Raw genomic sequence first — 16,445 nt, forward strand, 5'->3', positions numbered from 1 at the left:
CGCTGCCGGGCCGACCCGCCCGTGTGCGTCCATGGACGGATGCCGCACGGGCAGTGGCTGGTCGGTCTCGCGGGCCGGCCGCCGTGGCCGTTGCCGTTGCCGGGGGAGGGTGACGGTCCTGCCCCGGCTCGGCCGGTCCGTGATCCGGTGGCCCGCGGCGAACCGCGGTCGTCTCGCGCGGCCCGCCGCGTCCGCGGCGGGCCCCACCCCCCTCAGTCCGCCGAAGCCGTCCACCCCAGCGCCTCGATACCTCCGGCATCGCCGGACCGGCTGTCGTCGAAGACCGTGCGGTTGCCGTCCTCGACCCGGACGGCGTCCACGTACACCCCGCGCCCGACGTACAACTGGTCCGTGGCGTACCGCCACCGCAGCCGCACCTCCTTCCCGCGCCATGCGGCGAGGTCGGCGTCGAGGCGGTGCCAGACCCGGCCGGACCAGCCGGAGACCGAGCCCGTCGGATGCTGTTCGGGATCCGGCTGGGACTGACCGGCCGACGGCACGGTGGTGAACGGCACCGGTTGCCAGGTCGCCCCTGCGTCCGACGACGCCTCCAGGAAGAGGAAGTCGGACCCCGGCTCGGTGTCCCACCACAGGGCCGAGCTCAGCCGGGCCCGCGAGGACGCGAGACGCAGCGCGGGCAGCGTGAGCGTCGCACTGGTGGCGCTCGCCAGTCCCGCGAACCACGCCGTCCGTCCGCGGGCGGGACGGACCGCGACGGCGCGTGCCATCTGGTTGGCGGTGGCGACGCGCGGTGCGCTGCCGGAACGCCAACTACGCACCGGGTGAACCGAGTTGCCGAGGGCGATCAGGAACGAGTCGGTCGTGGGGTCCAGGACCAGGCTGGTGCCGGTGAAACCGGTGTGGCCCGCGGTGCGAGGGGTGGCCATCGCCCCCATGTACCAGTGCTGGTAGAGCTCGAAGCCCAGGCCGTGCGCATCGCCGGGGAACGCGGTGTTGAAGTCCGTGAACAGCAGGTCGACCGAGTCCGAGGAGAGGATCCTCGCGCGGCCGTAGACCCCGCCGTTGAGCAGCGTACGGGCGAGGATCGCGAGGTCCCAGGCGCAGGAGAAGACTCCGGCGTGCCCCGCCACGCCGTCCAGGCTGTAGGCGTTCTCGTCGTGCACCTCGCCCCAGACCAGTCCCCGGTCGAGGCCGGACCAGGGGAGCCGGGCGTCCTCGGTCGCGGCGATCTTCGGCTGCCAGGAGGCCGGCGGGTTGTACCGGGTGCGGGTCATCCCGAGCGGAGCGGTGATCTGCTCACGGAGCAGGACGTCCTGAGTGCGGCCGGTGATCTTCTCCAGGATCAGTTGCAGCGAGATCAGATTGAGGTCGGAGTAGAGGTAGACCGTGCCGGGCGGGTTGGCGGGCACCTCGTTCCACAGCAGCTCCAGCTTCCCCTCCCGCGTCGGTGCGTTGTACAGCGGAATCCACGCACGGAAGCCCGACGTGTGCGTCAGCAGCTGGCGGATCGTTATGTCCTGCTTGCCGCCGCCGGCGAAATCGGGCAGGTACGAGGCGACCTTCGCCTCCAGCTCCAGTGTTCCGCGTTCGATCTGCTGCACGGCCAGGATCGAGGTGAACAGCTTCGACACCGACGCCAGGTCGAAGACCGTGTCCTCGGCCATGTCGATCTGCTGGTCGGGCGGGAACTCCACCCCCGTGTCGGTCTTCTCGTCGTACGCCGCGTAGCGCACGGCCTTGCCGATCGGGTGGTGCAGAGCCACGGTGCCGCCCCGTCCGGCGAGCAGCACCGCACCCGCGTACCACGGGTGCTTGGGGGAGTCGGAGAGGAACTTCTCAGCATCGGTGACCAGTTGGTCCAGCGGTTCCTGCAACAGCCCCGCACGGGCGGCGGATCCGCGTCGCAGCGTCGGCCGTGCGCGTCCGGCCGCGGCGTCCTGCCCGTTCGCTGCGCGCATCCCCGACGGCTCCGTCCCCGACTCCATGGCCGACGCCCGCTCCGCGAACGGAACCGGCGCCAGGGCGAGTGCTCCGCCCAGGGCCAGCATCCCACCCAGCCTGCGTCGGCTGATCCCTCTGCCGGCCGTGTCCTCGGTCATCCGGAACCCCTTCCCGCTGCACGAAAGTAACTTTCGAAATGTCGTCCGACCTTGAAACTTCTTTCCGCGCAGAGGTTACTGTCACCGCTGCCGCCGCGGAGGGCCCCGGCGTCACAAACAATCTGACACTGCATCAGAAAATCTCTTCCCTCGGTTGTCGGACTGCGGCATCCTGCGCCCCATGGAGACGGAGCTGAGCAAGAAACTGGGAGTCGAGCACGCCATCTTCGGCTTCACGCCGTTCCCCGCGGTGGCCGCGGCCATCACCCGGGCCGGCGGATTCGGCGTACTCGGCGCGGTCCGCTACACCGCCCCTGACGACCTCGTGCGCGACCTGGACTGGATGCAGGAGCACACCGACGGCAAGCCGTACGGGCTCGACGTCGTCATGCCCGCGAAGAAGGTGGAGGGGGTGACCGAGGCCGACGTCGAGGCGATGATCCCGGCCGGGCACCGTCAGTTCGTCCAGGAGACCCTGGCCAAGCACGGCGTGCCGGAACTCGCCGAGGGGGAGCCGTCCGGCTGGCGGATCACCGGGTGGATGGAGGAAGTCGCCCGCAGCCAGCTGGACGTCGCCTTCGACTACCCCATCGGACTCCTCGCCAACGCCCTCGGCTCCCCGCCCCCCGACGTCGTCCGACGCGCCCATGACCAGGACGTACCCGTCGCCGCGCTCGCCGGAAGCGCCAGACACGCCCGCCACCACGCGGACGCGGGCATCGACATCGTCGTCGCCCAGGGCTACGAGGCGGGCGGCCACACCGGTGAGATCGCCTCCATGGTCCTGGTCCCGGACGTGGTCGATGCCGTCGGACCTCTCCCCGTCCTCGCCGCCGGAGGCATCGGCAGCGGTGAGCAGATCGCCGCCGGACTCGCACTCGGCGCCCAGGGCGTGTGGCTGGGCTCCCTCTGGCTCACCACGCAGGAGGCCGACCTCCACTCCCGCGCGCTGACCCGCAAACTCCTTGCCGCAAGCTCCGGCGACACCGTCCGTTCCCGCGCGCTCACCGGCAAACCCGCACGCCAGCTCCGGACCGAATGGACCGACGCCTGGGACGACCCGTCCGGACCCGGCACCCTGCCCATGCCACTCCAGGGGCTGCTGGTCGCCGAAGCCCTCTCCCGTATCCAGAAGTACGAGACCGGCGCGCTGCTCGGCACTCCCGTCGGCCAGATCGTCGGCAGGATGAACAGCGAACGCAGCGTGCAGGCCGTCTTCGACGACCTGACCCGCGGCTTCGAACGCGCCGTCGACCGGATCAACCGCATCGCCGGACGGAGCGCCTCATGAACCCGACGCTCAACGGTTTCTGGGCCCACGCCGCCGCCGACCCCGACCGCACGGTCCTGATCGCACCCGACGGCGAGCGCTGGAGCGCCGGCCGACTGCACGCCGCGGCCAACCGCCTCGTCCACGGACTGCGCGCGGCAGGGCTCCGACGGGGCGACGCCTTCGCCGTCGTCCTGCCCAATGGCGTCGAGTTCTTCACCGCCTACCTCGCGGCCACCCAGGCGGGCTTCTACCTCGTACCCGTCAACCACCACTTCGTCGGCCCCGAGATCGCCTGGATCGTCTCCGACTCCGGTGCCAAGGTGCTCATCGCCCACGAGCGGTTCTCACCAGCGGCCGTCGCCGCCGCGGACGAGGCCGGGCTCCCGGCCGACCGACGCTACGCCGTGGGCGGCATCGACGGCTTCCGCCCGTACGCCGAACTCCTCGAAGGACAGCACGTCACGCCTCCCGAGGACCGCACCCTCGGCTGGGTCATGAACTACACCTCGGGGACCACCGGACGCCCGCGCGGCATCCGCCGCCCCCTCCCCGGCAAGCTCCCCGAGGAGAGCCACCTCGGCGGATTCCTCGGCATCTTCGGCATCAGACCCTTCGACGGCAACGTCCATCTGGTGTGCTCGCCGCTCTACCACACGGCCGTCCTCCAGTTCGCGGGAGCGTCCCTGCACATCGGGCACCCGCTGGTCCTGATGGACAAGTGGACGCCCGAGGAGATGCTGCGGCTCATCGACGCCCACCGCTGCACCCACACGCACATGGTCCCGACCCAGTTCCACCGCCTCCTCGCCCTCCCCGACGAGGTGAAGCGGGCATACGACGTCACGGCCATGCGCCACGCCATCCACGGTGCGGCCCCCTGCCCCGACCACGTCAAACGCGCCATGATCGACTGGTGGGGGCGGTGCGTCGAGGAGTACTACGCGGCCAGCGAGGGCGGTGGCGCCTTCGCCACCGCCGAGGACTGGCTGAAGAAACCGGGCACGGTCGGCCGCGCCTGGCCGATCAGCGAGATCGCCGTCTTCGACGACGACGGCAACCGCCTGCCCCCCGGTGAACTCGGCACCGTCTACCTGAAGATGAACACCGGCGGCTTCAGCTATCACAAGGACGAGACCAAGACGAAGAAGAACCGCATCGGCGACTTCTTCACCGTCGGTGACCTCGGCATCCTCGACGAGGACGGCTATCTCTTCCTCCGCGACCGCAAGATCGACATGATCATTTCCGGTGGCGTCAACATCTACCCCGCCGAGATCGAGGGCGCCCTCCTCGGCCACCCCGCGGTCGCCGACGCGGCCGTCTTCGGCATTCCGCACCCCGACTGGGGCGAGGAGGTCAAGGCGGTCGTCGAACCGGCCGGGGGACACCGGCCGGACGACGCGCTGGCCGCCGAGATCCTGCGCCACTGCGAACAGCGCCTGGCCGGGTACAAACGCCCCAGGAGCATCGACTTCATCGAGGAAATGCCACGCGACCCCAACGGCAAGCTGTACAAGAGGCGGCTGCGCGACCCGTATTGGGAAGGCCACCGACGGCCGCTGTGAACCACTGCCCGCCGCCCGCTGCCGCCCGCTGTGAACCACGGCCCACTGCCGCCCGCCGCCCCGCTGTGAACCGCCGCCCCGCCGCTTGTCCCGTACGGCCTCCGCAGGCGCACGCCGGGCCGTCCACGACCGACTCGCCGCCGGTCGGTGAGGCATCATGGCACCGCGCCGTAGCACCGGTGGCCCGGCTCATCAGCGGCCTTGCCGACGGGCGGTGGCCACGGGATCATGGCGGTCCACAGAGATCTTCGGCGGCCGGACGCCACCGCGTCCGGCAGGGCCGGGACCGTTCCGGGGGAGCCATGGTCATCGCCGTCGTGTACTTCGTAGTCGCCGTGGGCGCAGCCGTGTTCTTCGGCAGGGCCCTGGACCGTCAGGTGCAGGGCCCTCGGCTGCGCGCCGCCTGGGCGGAGGGCCTCACCGCCGAGGCCCGGTGCGTCAGCGTGCGCACGGAGGAGGTCGAGGACGCCGACGGTGTCCCGTTCGTCCGCGTCCACCTCACCCTGGAGTTCCGTACCGCCGACGGCCGTACCGTCAGTTTCGAGGAGCACCAGGCGCGCCCCGGTCCGGCCGAGGGCGATTTCGTGACAGTGCACTACAGCGCGCAGAGCCCCGAGGCCGCCACCACCCGGCCTCCCGCGTTCGCCCCGCGCCACCTCAGGGCCCTGATCACCGTGGTGGGCGGCGCGTTCGCCCTGGCCACCGCCGCCGTCCTGGCCGCGGTCCTGTAACCACTCCCGCACCCCCGTACGCGTCCCGGCCGGCATCCGACCCCTTGACCACCGGGTGCCGACCGCACAGGATCACGCCATGACCGGTGTACGGAGCAGCACAGTCGACGGCGTCGTGGCGCGCAGCGCCCGGCGTACCCCCGCGCGTACCGCACTGCGGTACGCGGACAGGTCCTGGACCTACGGGGAACTCGACACCGCCGTCAGTACCGCCGCGGCGGTGCTGACGGACGAGCACGGACTGCGTCCCGGGGACAGGGTCGCCTGCTACGCGCACAACTCCGACGCCTATCTGATCGGCTACCTCGCCTGTGCCCGGGCGGGCCTGGTCCACGTGCCGGTCAACCAGAACCTCACGGGCGACGACCTCACGTACATCCTCGAACAGTCCGGCAGCGCCCTCGTGCTCACCGACCCGGATCTCGCCGGCCGGATTCCGGACGCGTTCTCCGTACGCGCGCTGCGCGACGCACCGGACTCCCTCCTCGCCGCCACCGCCGACCCGCGCCCGTTCACCCCGGAGCGGGAACCGGAGGCGAAGGACCTCGTCCAGTTGCTCTACACCTCGGGCACCACCGCGCTCCCCAAGGGCGCGATGATGACCCACGGAGCGCTCGTCCACGAGTACGTCAGCGCGATCACCGCACTCGACCTGCGCGCCACCGACCGCCCTGTCCACTCACTGCCGCTCTACCACTCCGCTCAGATGCACGTGTTCCTGCTGCCCTACCTCGCGGTCGGCGCCCAGAACATCATCCTCGACGCACCCGACGTGAACCGGATCTTCGACCTCGTCGAGACGGGGCAGGCCGACAGCGTCTTCGCCCCGCCCACCGTCTGGATCGGCCTCTCCCAGCACCCGGACTTCACCACCCGCGAACTCGGCGGCCTGCGCAAGGCGTACTACGGCGCGTCGATCATGCCCGTGCCCGTACTGGAACGCCTCCGCGACCGGCTGCCCGCGCTCTCCTTCTACAACTGCTTCGGCCAGAGCGAGATCGGCCCGCTCGCCACCGTCCTCGGGCCGGACGAGCACGAGGGCCGGATGGACTCCTGCGGCAGGCCCGTCCTCTTCGTCGAGGCCCGGGTCGTCGGCAAGGACGGCACAGAGGTGCCCGACGGCTCGGCCGGTGAAGTGGTCTACCGCTCACCCCAGTTGTGCGAGGGCTACTGGGACAAACCCGAGGAGACCGCGGAGGCGTTCCGCGACGGCTGGTTCCACTCCGGAGACCTCGCCGTGCGCGACGCGGAGGGATTCCTCACCGTCGTCGACCGGGTCAAGGACGTCATCAACTCCGGTGGTGTCCTCGTCGCCTCCCGCCAGGTCGAGGACGCCCTCTACACGCATCCCGCCGTCGCCGAAGCCGCGGTCATCGGGCTCCCCGACGAGCGGTGGATCGAGGCCGTCACCGCAGTGGTCGTCCTGCGCGGTGAAGCGACAGCGCCCGAACTCATCGCTCACGCGCGCGAGCGGCTCACCCCTTTCAAGGCCCCCAAGCGGGTCCTCTTCGTGACGGAACTGCCGCGCAACGCGAGCGGCAAGATCCTCAAACGGGAACTGCGCGACCGGTTCGCGTAGCGGCATCCGGACCGTGTCCCACGCGGCGGCGCCCGGCACCATGTCCCGGGCCCCCGAGGCGCCTAATCCCTCCCGCGCTCGTCCACGATCCGCCTGAACTTGCCGACCGACCTCTCCAGCGTCCCGGGATCGACGATCTCCACACCGACCGACACCCCTATGCCGTCCTTGACCGCCGTCCTGATCATCTCCGCGGCCGCCGTCCGCTGCTCCGGCGTGGCCGTCGCACGCGCCTCGGCCCGGACGGTCAGCACGTCGAGGCGTCCCTCGCGGGTCAGCCGCAACTGGAAGTGCGGCGCCACCCCCGTCGTGCGCAGCACGATCTCCTCGATCTGGGTCGGGTAGAGGTTGACCCCGCGCAGGATCACCAGATCGTCGCTGCGGCCGGTCACCTTCTCCATCCGCCGGAACACCCGCGCCGTGCCCGGAAGCAGCCGGGTCAGATCCCTCGTCCGCGAGCGGATCACCGGCATGGCCTCCTTGGTGAGCGAGGTGAAGACCAGCTCGCCCTTCGCACCCTCGGGAAGCACCTCGCCGGTGAACGGATCAACGACCTCCGGATAGAAGTGGTCCTCCCAGATGTGCAGCCCGTCCTTGGTCTCCACACACTCCTGCGCGACACCGGGCCCCATCACCTCCGAAAGGCCGTAGATGTCGACCGCGTCGATCGCGAACCGCTCCTCGATCTCGCGCCGCATCTCCTGTGTCCACGGCTCGGCGCCGAAGATCCCCACCCTCAGGGAGGTCGTCCGCGGATCGACTCCCTGCCGCTCGAACTCGTCGAGGAGGGTCAGCATGTACGAGGGCGTCACCATGATGATCTCGGGCCGGAAGTCCTGGATCAGCTGGACCTGACGAGCCGTCATGCCACCGGAGGCGGGGATGACCGTGCAGCCGAGCCGTTCCGCCCCGTAGTGCGCCCCCAGACCCCCGGTGAACAGCCCGTACCCGTACGCGACATGGACCTTGTCCCCCGGACGGCCGCCGGCGGCCCGGATCGAGCGGGCGACCACGTCCGCCCAGGTGTCGAGATCCCGCTGGGTGTAGCCGACCACGGTCGGGCGGCCCGTCGTCCCGCTGGAGGCATGGATCCTCCGCACACGGTCCTCGGGGACGGCGAACATGCCGAAGGGGTAGTTGTCCCGCAGATCCGCCTTGGTCGTGAAGGGGAAGCGGGCGAGATCGGCGAGCGTACGGCAGTCGTCCGGGCGCAGCCCGGCCTTGTCGAACGCGGCGCGGTAGTGCCCGACGTTCTCGTACGCGTGGTGCAGCGTGGCCCGCAACCGCTCCAGCTGGAGTGCTTCCAGCTCGCCCCGGCTCAGTCGTTCCGCCGTGTCCAGCAGAGCCGTCATCCGGATCTCCCTCTTCCGTGCAGACGACCGATCATTCGGTCGATCTCTCGGGAGCAGTAATTCAGGATGTTCCGCCCCTGGCAAGAGGGGCGAGGCAGCTCATCCGCCTCGCCCCGGCGCCGGCGTCACCGGGTGCGCCTGTGCCATCGCTCACGGATACGCTCACACCGAACACGGCCGCACCGCCGCGGCGGCCCTGTTTGGATGACGTACATGCCGACCTTCCACGCGTACGACGGAACCGAACTCGCCTACCGCCTCATCGGAACGGGCGCACCGCTCATCTGCCTGCCCGGTGGCCCGATGAGAGCCGGCGCGTACCTGGGTGACCTCGGCGGACTCCAGGCCCACCGGCAGCTGGTGGTCCTCGATCTGCGTGGCACGAGGGACTCCGCGGTTCCGGACGACCCGTCGACCTACCGATGCGACCGGCTGGTCGAGGACGTGGAGGCACTGCGCGAACACCTCGGCCAGGAGCGCGTCGACCTGCTCGCCCACTCCGGGGCCGCCGAGCCGGCCATGCTCTACGCCGCCCGGCACCCGCGGCGACTGCGCACGCTCGCCCTCATCACACCCGGCACCCGGGCCGTCGGCATCGAGGTCACCGACCAGGACCGGCGCGAAGCCGGTGACCTGCGCGGCGACGAACCGTGGCACACGACCGGGCGGGCCGCCCCGGACGACATCCGGTCGGGGCGCGACGCGGCCGGCGTCCGGTCCGCCGTCGAGCCGTTCACCTACGGGCGGTGGGACGCCCTCGCCCGGGCCCACGCGGCCACCGCACCCGAGCAGACCAACTCCGAAGCGGCGGCGATCTATGACCGGGACAGCGTCTTCGACCCCGCTGCCACCGTCGCCGCGCTGGCGGAGGTGACCGCGCCGGTCCTCGTCCTCGCCGGGGAGTACGACGGAGCGCCGACGCCCGACCGTGCCGCCGAACTGGTCGCGTTCTTCCCGCACACCGAGTTCGTCGTGCAGCGCGGCGCCGCGCACTACCCCTGGCTCGACGACCCGGGCGCCTTCGTCCGCACGGTCGGCGCCTTCCTCGACCCGGAGGTCCTGAGCGTCCAGGCCGGCGGGATCCGGCTCGCCTACCGGGTGTGGGGGGAGCCGTCGGCGCCGCCCGTCGTGCTTGCCCACGGCCGCTGCGGCGACAGCAGGACCTGGACCGAGGTCGCCGAACGCCTGGCCGCCGAACACCGGGTCTACGCCTTCGACTTCCGGGGCCACGGCCTCAGCGACTGGCCCGGCAGCTACTCCCTGGAGCTGTTCCGCGATGATCTGCACGCATTTCTGGAGGCCCGCAATCTGGCGGGCGCGACCGTGGTCGGACACTCCATGGGGGCCGCTGCCGCCTATCTGCTCGCCGAGCGGGAACCCGCACTGATCGGCCGGCTCGTACTGGAGGAGGTCCCGCCGCCGTTTCCGCTCGACCCGCCCCGCGGCCGCGCCGAACGGCCCGACGAGGAGCTGGACTTCGACTGGCCGGTGGTGCCGTCGACCGATGCCCAGCTGAACGCGCCGGACCCGGCCGCCCGGGAACGCCTCGGAGAGATCACCGCCCCCACCCTGGTCATCGGCGGTGGCCCCACCAGCCAGATCGCCCAGGACCGACTGGCCTGGATGGCGGGGCGGATACCCCGCGGACGCTTCGTCACCATCGACGCGGGGCACCTCGTCCACACCGAGCGACCTGACGAATTCCTCACGGAACTGCGGTCGTTCGGCCTGGCCTGACACTCGACCCGACACCCGACACCCGACACCCGACACCCGACACCCGACACCCGACACCCGACGCCCGACGCCCGACGCCCGGTGCCCGGTGCCCGACGCCCGCGGCGTCAGGACCGGTGCAGCAGCGAGGTCAGGACCTCCTGGAGGGTGGTCTCGGCGTCGGCCACGGAACCCGTCGACCGCCAGGCCACGAAGCCGTCGGGACGCACCAGCACGGCACCCTGCGACGTCGTGCCGTGGATCTCGGCCCAGTCGGCCCCGTCCTCCGGTTCCAGATCGGCACCCGGGCCGATGCCGTACGCCGGGAGCCGTACCGAGAGGCGGTCGGCGACCCGCGCCGCAGCCTGCCGCCACACCGCGTCGTCACCGTCGGTGAGCAGTACGAGAGTGCGCTCGTACAGGTCCAGTGTGGACTTGCGCTCACCGGCCTGACGTACCCACAGGTGCGGAGCTCGACTTCCGGGTTGACCGTTCAACCGCATCCCCTGCGGTACCACCGGTGCTTGCGGATCGGCACCCAGCACGGCGCCGCTGACGTAGTGGTAGCCCAGTGCCACGGTGAGCATGCCGCCCTGCCTGCCGCCGCCCATGCCCGCCGCCGGCGCGTACCCGGGATGGCTGTGCTCGCTGGAGCGCGCCGAGGCCCGCGCGCTCGTCGCCCGCGCCACCGGGAGCCGCTCCGCCTCGTAGGTGCCCAGTAGACCCGGGCCCGCCTCGCCCCGCAGCACGGAGCTGAGCTTCCAGGCGAGGTTGTGCGCGTCCTGAATACCGGTGTTGGAGCCGAACGCCCCGGTGGGGGACATCTCATGGGCCGAGTCCCCGGCGAGGAAGACCCGGCCGGACGCGTACCGTTCCGCGACCCGCTCCGCCGCGTGCCACGGCGCCTTCCCGGTGATCTCGATGTCGATACCGGGAGCACCGACCGCCGTACGGATGTGCTCCGCACACCGCTCGTCGGTGAAGTCCTCCAGCGTTTCGCCGAGTTGGGGCTGCCACGGTGCGTGGAACACCCACTCCTTCGTGTTGTCCACCGGCAACAGGGCGCCGTCCGCAGCGGGGTTGGTCAGATAGCAGACGATGAAGCGCCGGTCGCCCACCACTTCGGCGAGCTGTCGGGAGCGGAAGGTGATGCTCACGTTGTGGAAGAGGTCACCGGGGCCCGTCCGGTCGATGCGCAGCTGCTCACGGATGGGGCTGCGCGGCCCGTCGGCGGCGACGAGGTAGTCCGCGCGCACACTGATGTGCTCGCCGGTCTCGCGGTTCTTGAGCGCCGCGTCCACCCCCGACCGGTCCTGGTCGAAGCTCTGCATCTCGGTGGAGAACCGAAGATCCCCGCCCTGTTCACGGGCCAGTTCGACGAGCACGGGTTCCAGATCGTTCTGGCTGCACAGACACCATCCCGTCGGACTGAAACGGGCGAGTCCGCCACCCGGGTCGATCTCCTTGAAAAGCCACTCCTGGTCGTCCCCCGTGAGCGATCCGGCTTGCAGGATGCCGTGGTTGTCGGCGAGGACCGAAGCGGCCTTCCGGATGCCCTGCTCGGCGCCCGCGGTGCGGAAAACCTCCATCGTGCGCACGTTGTTGCCGCGTCCGCGAGGATGCGTCGAGGTGGATCGATGCTTCTCGACGAGCAGATGCTCAATGCCGAGCCGGCCGAGGAAAAGCGAGGTGGACAGGCCCACCAGGGAGCCGCCCACGATGAGGACCGGTACGCGAATGTCGACGTTCTCGTTCATCAGTTGCTCCAGGTCGGACGCTGTGCGGATGCATTGTTCAATGCCCTTGTCGGGGCGGTTCGGACGGCTGCTCACCTGAACGGTTCATAAATCTCGCGCCACCCGGACCAGCGTTTCACGATCGGTCACGGAGACGTTGCTTGCAGTCACGGGGCGGACCGATCACATCCGCGGGAGAGTCCCCGCTCCGAAACCACTCGCCAACCGACGGTTGACGGCATGCCACCCGGCCTGACCACGACGCCGTCTCGAAGGAGATCGAAAGATGACCGCCACCCTCTCGGAACGGATCTCCCAGTCCGCCTTCGACGGTTCCCGGCTTCGAGTCGTTCTGCTGCTGGACCTCTACGACGGGGCCCAGAAGCAGTTCCTGGAGGCGTATGAGCACCTGCGCAACCAGGTGGCATCCGTCCCCGGGCACGTCAGCGACCAACTGTGCCAGTCGATCGAGAACCCCTCCCAGTGGCTGATCACCAGCGAATGGGAGAGCGCTCCGCCGTTCCTCGCCTGGGTGAACAGCGAGGAGCACGTCGCGACCGTTCAGCCACTGCACAACTGCGTGCGTGACACCCGTTCGCTGCGCTTCAGCGTTCTGCGGGAGACCGGCAAGGCCTTCGAGGCGGCGCCCGAGGCGCCCAAGGGCCGACTGCAGGCGTCCCCGCGACTGGGTGATGGAGTCGTGCGCCACGCGCTCACTTTCACCGTCAAGCCGGGCACAGAGGACATCGTGGCCAAAATCCTGGCGGATTACGACTCCCCGAGCGCCCGTGTCGACGAAGTAACCCGACTGCGCCGGACTTCCCTCTTCATGCACGGGAACCGCGTCGTGCGGGCGATCGAGGTCGAGGGCGACCTCCTCGCGGCCCTGCGTCACGTCGCCCGGCAGCCCGAGGTCAGGGCCGTCGAAGAGGCCATCAACCCGTATCTGGAACAGGACCGGGACCTCAGCGATCCGGACTCCGCCCGGATGTTCTTCACCCGGGCGGCGCTCCCGACCGTCCACCACGTGAGTGCGGGCCGGCACAAGGCCGAGGACATCAGCCGGCACGCACTCTTCTACCAGGCCAAGGAAGGCTGCGGCATGGCACTCGCCCGGCTGCTCGCCGGTCACGACGAGGAGGCGGCCGACGACCCGGCGAGCGTCATCGACAGCAGCACCATCTTCCAGCGTGACGACGTCGTCGTCCGCGTTCTCGAAGCCGCAGGACCGATCGACGCGCAGCCGGCCCAGGTGGTCGGTATCGACGGCCCCGGCAAGGTGGCCCGGCTCGGTCGCCTCCTCGACGGCGGCGCGCACGCCGTGCCCGCGACCGAGCTGGACACCTCGCAGTTCCTGAAGGAGTCCGAGATGACCCAGATCACAGATCGGCGGGCCACGCAGTCCTGAACCGCGCATCCGCACCCTGGGGGGTTCTCGCTCAACCCGTCAATACAACGCGCAATGCGCCAGGAGGAAAGCAGTCATGACCATGCACCGGCCACGCATCGTGGACCTCAGCGAGACGCAGCCCAACCGCAGGCGCGGAGGCGACCTTCGCGCCATGCTCACACCGACGGCGGTAGGAGCCACCAGCGGCTTCATGGGGCTGGCCATCGTTCAGCCCGGCGACCGCATCGGCGAGCACTACCACCCGTACTCCGAGGAGTTCGTCTACGTCGTGAACGGTCTCCTGGAGGTGGATCTGGACGGTGAACCGCACCCGATGCGGCCCGACCAGGGCCTGCTGATCCCTCCCCATGTACGCCACCGATTCCGAAACGTGGGCGATGTCGAGGCACGCATGGTCTTCCACCTCGGTCCCTTGGCCCCGCGCCCGGAACTCGGCCATGTCGACACCGAACACACGGAGTCCGCCGGACGCGTCGCGCCGCCGGAACGAACGGAGGCCGCCTCATGACCCGCCGCGTGGGGGTCACCGGCGTCGGTGTCGTGGCCCCCGGCGGCATCGGCGCACCGGCTTTCTGGGACCTCCTCGCGAACGGCCGCACCGCGACCCGGGGCATCACACTCTTCGACCCGGCCGGCTTCCGTTCCCGTATCGCCGCCGAGTGCGATTTCGACCCGGCGGCGCACGGGCTGGACGCGGACGAGATCGCCAGGTCGGACCGGTACATCCAGTTCGCGACGGTGGCCGCCCGAGAGGCGCTCGGTGACGCGGGCCTCGACCCGGAGAAGGTGGATTCCTGGCGGATGGGCGTGTCACTGGGCACCGCGGTCGGCGGCACCACCCGGCTGGAGCACGACTACGTCGCCGTCAGCGGCAGCGGCGCCCGGTGGGATGTCGACCACCGGCCGGCCGGCCCGCATCTGGAGCGGGCGTTCTCGCCCAGCTCCCTCGCCTCGGCCGTCGCCGAGCAGGTCGGCGCACACGGTCCGGTGCAGACCGTCTCCACGGGCTGCACCTCCGGTCTCGACGCCATCGGGTACGCCTTCCAGTCCATCGAGGAGGGCCGGGTCGACGTCTGCATCGCCGGCGCGTCCGACTCGCCGATCACCCCGATCACGGTGGCGTGCTTCGACGCGATCAAGGCCACCTCGGCGAACAACGACGACCCCGAGCACGCCTCCCGGCCGTTCGACTCCCGCCGCGACGGCTTCGTCATGGGCGAGGGCGGAGCGGTGCTCGTGCTGGAGGAGCTGGAGCACGCCCGTGCCCGCGGGGCGACCGTGTACTGCGAGATCGCGGGCTACGCCACCTTCGGCAACGCCTATCACATGACCGGGTTGACCCCCGAAGGGCTGGAGATGGCCGAGGCGATCAACCGAGCCCTCGGCCATGCCCACATGGACGGCTCGCAGATCGACTACGTCAACGCACACGGTTCGGGCACCAAGCAGAACGACCGGCACGAGACGGCCGCCGTGAAGCGGGCACTGGGCGCGCACGCCTATGACGTTCCGATGAGTTCGATCAAGTCCATGGTCGGCCACTCGCTCGGCGCGATCGGGGCCATTGAGATCGCCGCCTGTGTTCTCGCCCTCGTCCACCAGACGGTGCCGCCGACGGCGAACTACGAGAGCCCGGACCCGGAGTGCGACCTCGACTACGTGCCGCGCACGGCACGTCCGATGAAGCTGCGCAGCGTTCTCTCGGTCGGCAGCGGATTCGGCGGCTTCCAGTCTGCGGTGGCCCTGACGAGAACAGGTGGGAGGACACCATGAAAACCCGTAGAGCGCGGCGCACCGTCGTCACCGGCATCGGTGTCGTCGCCCCCAACGGCACCAACACCGAGGCGTTCTGGAAGCGGACGCACGAAGGCGTGAGTGTCCTCGACGGGGTGACCCGCGAGGGATGCGAACAGCTGCCGCTGAGGGTCGCGGGCGAGGTGCGGGGCTTCGAGGCGTCCGAGCTGATCGAGGAGCGTTTCCTCGTCCAGACCGACCGGTTCACGCATTTCGCGATGGCCGCGGCGGACATGGCGCTGGACGACGCGCGGCTGGGCCGTGCCGACTACGAGAACGCGCCCTTCGACGTCGGTGTGGTGACCGCCGCCGGATCAGGTGGTGGCGAGTTCGGCCAGCGCGAACTCCAACGGCTGTGGGGGCAGGGATCCACCTACGTGGGTCCGTACCAGTCCATCGCCTGGTTCTACGCCGCGAGCACCGGACAGATCTCGATCCGTGGCGGCTTCAAGGGGCCGTGCGCGGTCGTGGCCAGCGACGAGGCCGGCGGTCTGGACGCGGTGGCGCATGCCGCCCGTTCGATTCGCGGCGGCGCCGAAGCGGTCGTGGTCGGCGCCGCCGAGGCACCGCTGGCGCCGTACTCGGTCGTCTGCCAGCTCGGGTACGAGGACCTGAGCACGGAGGACGACCCCACCCGGGCCTACCGGCCGTTCACGGCGGACGCCCGCGGATTCGTGCCGGCCGAGGGCGGCGCCATGCTGGTGGTCGAGGAGGAACAGTCGGCCCTTCGGCGTGGAGCCCGGGTCCGGGCCGAAGTCGCCGGGCACGCCGCCACGTTCACCGGCGCGTCCCGTTGGGAGGAGTCCCGGGAGGGGCTCGCCCAGGCGATCATCGGTGCCCTGCGGGAGGCCGACTGCGCGCCGGACGAGATCGATGTCGTCTTCGCGGACGCCCTCGGCGTACCGGCGGCGGACCGGGCCGAGGCGCTCGCGATCGCGGACGCGCTCGGCGCGCACGGCCGGCGGGTGCCGGTGACGGCACCCAAGACCGGCATCGGGCGGGCCTACTGCGGTGCGCCGGTGCTGGACGCGGCGGCAGCCGTGCTCTCCATGGAGAACGCGCTGATACCGCCCACCCCGAACGTGTTCGACGTCTGCCACGACCTCGACCTGGTGACCGGCCGGGCACGCCCCGTCGAACTGCGGACGGCGCTCGTGCTCAGCCGCGGGCTCATGGGCTCGAACGCGGCAATGGTGCTGCGGCGGCCCACCGATATCCAAGTGTGAGC

12 protein-coding genes are annotated in these 16,445 nt (G+C 70.5%); 9 read left to right on the forward strand and 3 right to left on the reverse strand.

The annotated features are described in order from the left end of the window. Nucleotides 1-212: 212 nt before the first annotated feature. Nucleotides 213-2,060, reverse strand: a complete 1,848-nt coding sequence (locus tag ACFVUT_RS01270; protein WP_389642349.1) for a serine hydrolase — start codon at nucleotides 2,058-2,060, stop codon at nucleotides 213-215. Nucleotides 2,061-2,241: 181 nt separating this feature from the next. Between ACFVUT_RS01270 and ACFVUT_RS01275 the strand changes: the two genes are divergently transcribed. From ACFVUT_RS01275 to ACFVUT_RS01290, 4 genes are all read left to right on the forward strand, one after another. Continuing rightward, the gene (locus ACFVUT_RS01275; protein ID WP_389642352.1) at nucleotides 2,242-3,351 is read left to right on the forward strand and encodes an NAD(P)H-dependent flavin oxidoreductase; all 1,110 of its coding nucleotides are present in this window, start codon (nucleotides 2,242-2,244) and stop codon (nucleotides 3,349-3,351) included. After that, nucleotides 3,348-4,898: an acyl-CoA synthetase gene (locus ACFVUT_RS01280; protein ID WP_389642354.1), complete on the forward strand. Its 1,551-nt coding sequence runs from the start codon at nucleotides 3,348-3,350 to the stop codon at nucleotides 4,896-4,898. Before ACFVUT_RS01275 ends, ACFVUT_RS01280 begins: the two co-directional genes overlap by 4 nt. A 302-nt stretch (nucleotides 4,899-5,200) precedes the next feature. Then, the gene (locus ACFVUT_RS01285) at nucleotides 5,201-5,629 is read left to right on the forward strand and encodes a DUF3592 domain-containing protein (protein WP_389642357.1); all 429 of its coding nucleotides are present in this window, start codon (nucleotides 5,201-5,203) and stop codon (nucleotides 5,627-5,629) included. A 79-nt stretch (nucleotides 5,630-5,708) separates the two neighbouring features. Further along, complete coding sequence (locus ACFVUT_RS01290; protein WP_389642360.1) at nucleotides 5,709-7,208, forward strand: acyl-CoA synthetase; 1,500 nt, start codon at nucleotides 5,709-5,711, stop codon at nucleotides 7,206-7,208. Nucleotides 7,209-7,270: 62 nt separating this feature from the next. Here the strand turns inward: ACFVUT_RS01290 and paaK are convergent, their stop codons facing one another. Beyond that, entirely contained in the window at nucleotides 7,271-8,560 is a 1,290-nt protein-coding gene (paaK, locus tag ACFVUT_RS01295; protein ID WP_389642363.1) for a phenylacetate--CoA ligase PaaK, read from the reverse strand. A 213-nt stretch (nucleotides 8,561-8,773) separates the two neighbouring features. Between paaK and ACFVUT_RS01300 the strand changes: the two genes are divergently transcribed. Next, entirely contained in the window at nucleotides 8,774-10,297 is a 1,524-nt protein-coding gene (locus ACFVUT_RS01300; protein ID WP_389642366.1) for an alpha/beta fold hydrolase, read from the forward strand. A 107-nt stretch (nucleotides 10,298-10,404) separates the two neighbouring features. Here ACFVUT_RS01300 and ACFVUT_RS01305 read toward each other — a convergent pair whose 3' ends face one another. Then, nucleotides 10,405-12,033 (reverse strand): FAD-dependent oxidoreductase, encoded by a 1,629-nt coding sequence (locus tag ACFVUT_RS01305; protein WP_389642369.1) that lies wholly within the window; start codon nucleotides 12,031-12,033, stop codon nucleotides 10,405-10,407. 265 nt (nucleotides 12,034-12,298) lie between these two features. On the opposite strand from ACFVUT_RS01305, the gene ACFVUT_RS01310 reads away from it, so the two are divergent. The 4 genes from ACFVUT_RS01310 (at nucleotide 12,299) to ACFVUT_RS01325 (ending at nucleotide 16,443) form a co-directional block, all read left to right on the forward strand. Further along, on the forward strand, nucleotides 12,299-13,420 hold the full coding sequence (locus tag ACFVUT_RS01310) for a SchA/CurD-like domain-containing protein (RefSeq protein WP_389642372.1): 1,122 nt from the start codon (nucleotides 12,299-12,301) through the stop codon (nucleotides 13,418-13,420). A gap of 76 nt (nucleotides 13,421-13,496) precedes the next feature. Continuing rightward, complete coding sequence (locus tag ACFVUT_RS01315) at nucleotides 13,497-13,931, forward strand: cupin domain-containing protein (RefSeq protein WP_389642375.1); 435 nt, start codon at nucleotides 13,497-13,499, stop codon at nucleotides 13,929-13,931. Beyond that, nucleotides 13,928-15,196, forward strand: a complete 1,269-nt coding sequence (locus ACFVUT_RS01320) for a beta-ketoacyl-[acyl-carrier-protein] synthase family protein (RefSeq protein ID WP_389642378.1) — start codon at nucleotides 13,928-13,930, stop codon at nucleotides 15,194-15,196. The genes ACFVUT_RS01315 and ACFVUT_RS01320 overlap by 4 nt, the downstream gene beginning before the upstream one ends. Further along, nucleotides 15,193-16,443 carry a ketosynthase chain-length factor gene (locus ACFVUT_RS01325; RefSeq protein ID WP_389642380.1) on the forward strand — a complete coding sequence of 417 codons (1,251 nt, stop codon included), beginning with the start codon at nucleotides 15,193-15,195 and terminating at the stop codon, nucleotides 16,441-16,443. The genes ACFVUT_RS01320 and ACFVUT_RS01325 overlap by 4 nt, the downstream gene beginning before the upstream one ends. The last annotated feature ends 2 nt before the right edge of the window (nucleotides 16,444-16,445 follow it).

The sequence above is a fragment of the Streptomyces sp. NPDC058051 genome, from assembly GCF_042885475.1.
In the GTDB taxonomy this organism is placed as follows: domain Bacteria; phylum Actinomycetota; class Actinomycetes; order Streptomycetales; family Streptomycetaceae; genus Streptomyces.

Excerpts from the sequence above, each read along its gene's own strand:
- ACFVUT_RS01290 (WP_389642360.1), top strand. The coding sequence starts at position 5,709 with ATGACCGGTGTACGGAGCAGCACAGTCGACGGCGTCGTGGCGCGCAGC.
- ACFVUT_RS01285 (WP_389642357.1), top strand. The coding sequence starts at position 5,201 with ATGGTCATCGCCGTCGTGTACTTCGTAGTCGCCGTGGGCGCAGCCGTG.
- ACFVUT_RS01315 (WP_389642375.1), top strand. The coding sequence starts at position 13,497 with ATGACCATGCACCGGCCACGCATCGTGGACCTCAGCGAGACGCAGCCC.
- ACFVUT_RS01280 (WP_389642354.1), top strand. The coding sequence starts at position 3,348 with ATGAACCCGACGCTCAACGGTTTCTGGGCCCACGCCGCCGCCGACCCC.
- ACFVUT_RS01275 (WP_389642352.1), top strand. The coding sequence starts at position 2,242 with ATGGAGACGGAGCTGAGCAAGAAACTGGGAGTCGAGCACGCCATCTTC.
- ACFVUT_RS01270 (WP_389642349.1), bottom strand. The coding sequence starts at position 2,060 with ATGACCGAGGACACGGCCGGCAGAGGGATCAGCCGACGCAGGCTGGGT.
- ACFVUT_RS01310 (WP_389642372.1), top strand. The coding sequence starts at position 12,299 with ATGACCGCCACCCTCTCGGAACGGATCTCCCAGTCCGCCTTCGACGGT.
- ACFVUT_RS01305 (WP_389642369.1), bottom strand. The coding sequence starts at position 12,033 with ATGAACGAGAACGTCGACATTCGCGTACCGGTCCTCATCGTGGGCGGC.
- ACFVUT_RS01300 (WP_389642366.1), top strand. The coding sequence starts at position 8,774 with ATGCCGACCTTCCACGCGTACGACGGAACCGAACTCGCCTACCGCCTC.
- ACFVUT_RS01325 (WP_389642380.1), top strand. The coding sequence starts at position 15,193 with ATGAAAACCCGTAGAGCGCGGCGCACCGTCGTCACCGGCATCGGTGTC.
- paaK (WP_389642363.1), bottom strand. The coding sequence starts at position 8,560 with ATGACGGCTCTGCTGGACACGGCGGAACGACTGAGCCGGGGCGAGCTG.
- ACFVUT_RS01320 (WP_389642378.1), top strand. The coding sequence starts at position 13,928 with ATGACCCGCCGCGTGGGGGTCACCGGCGTCGGTGTCGTGGCCCCCGGC.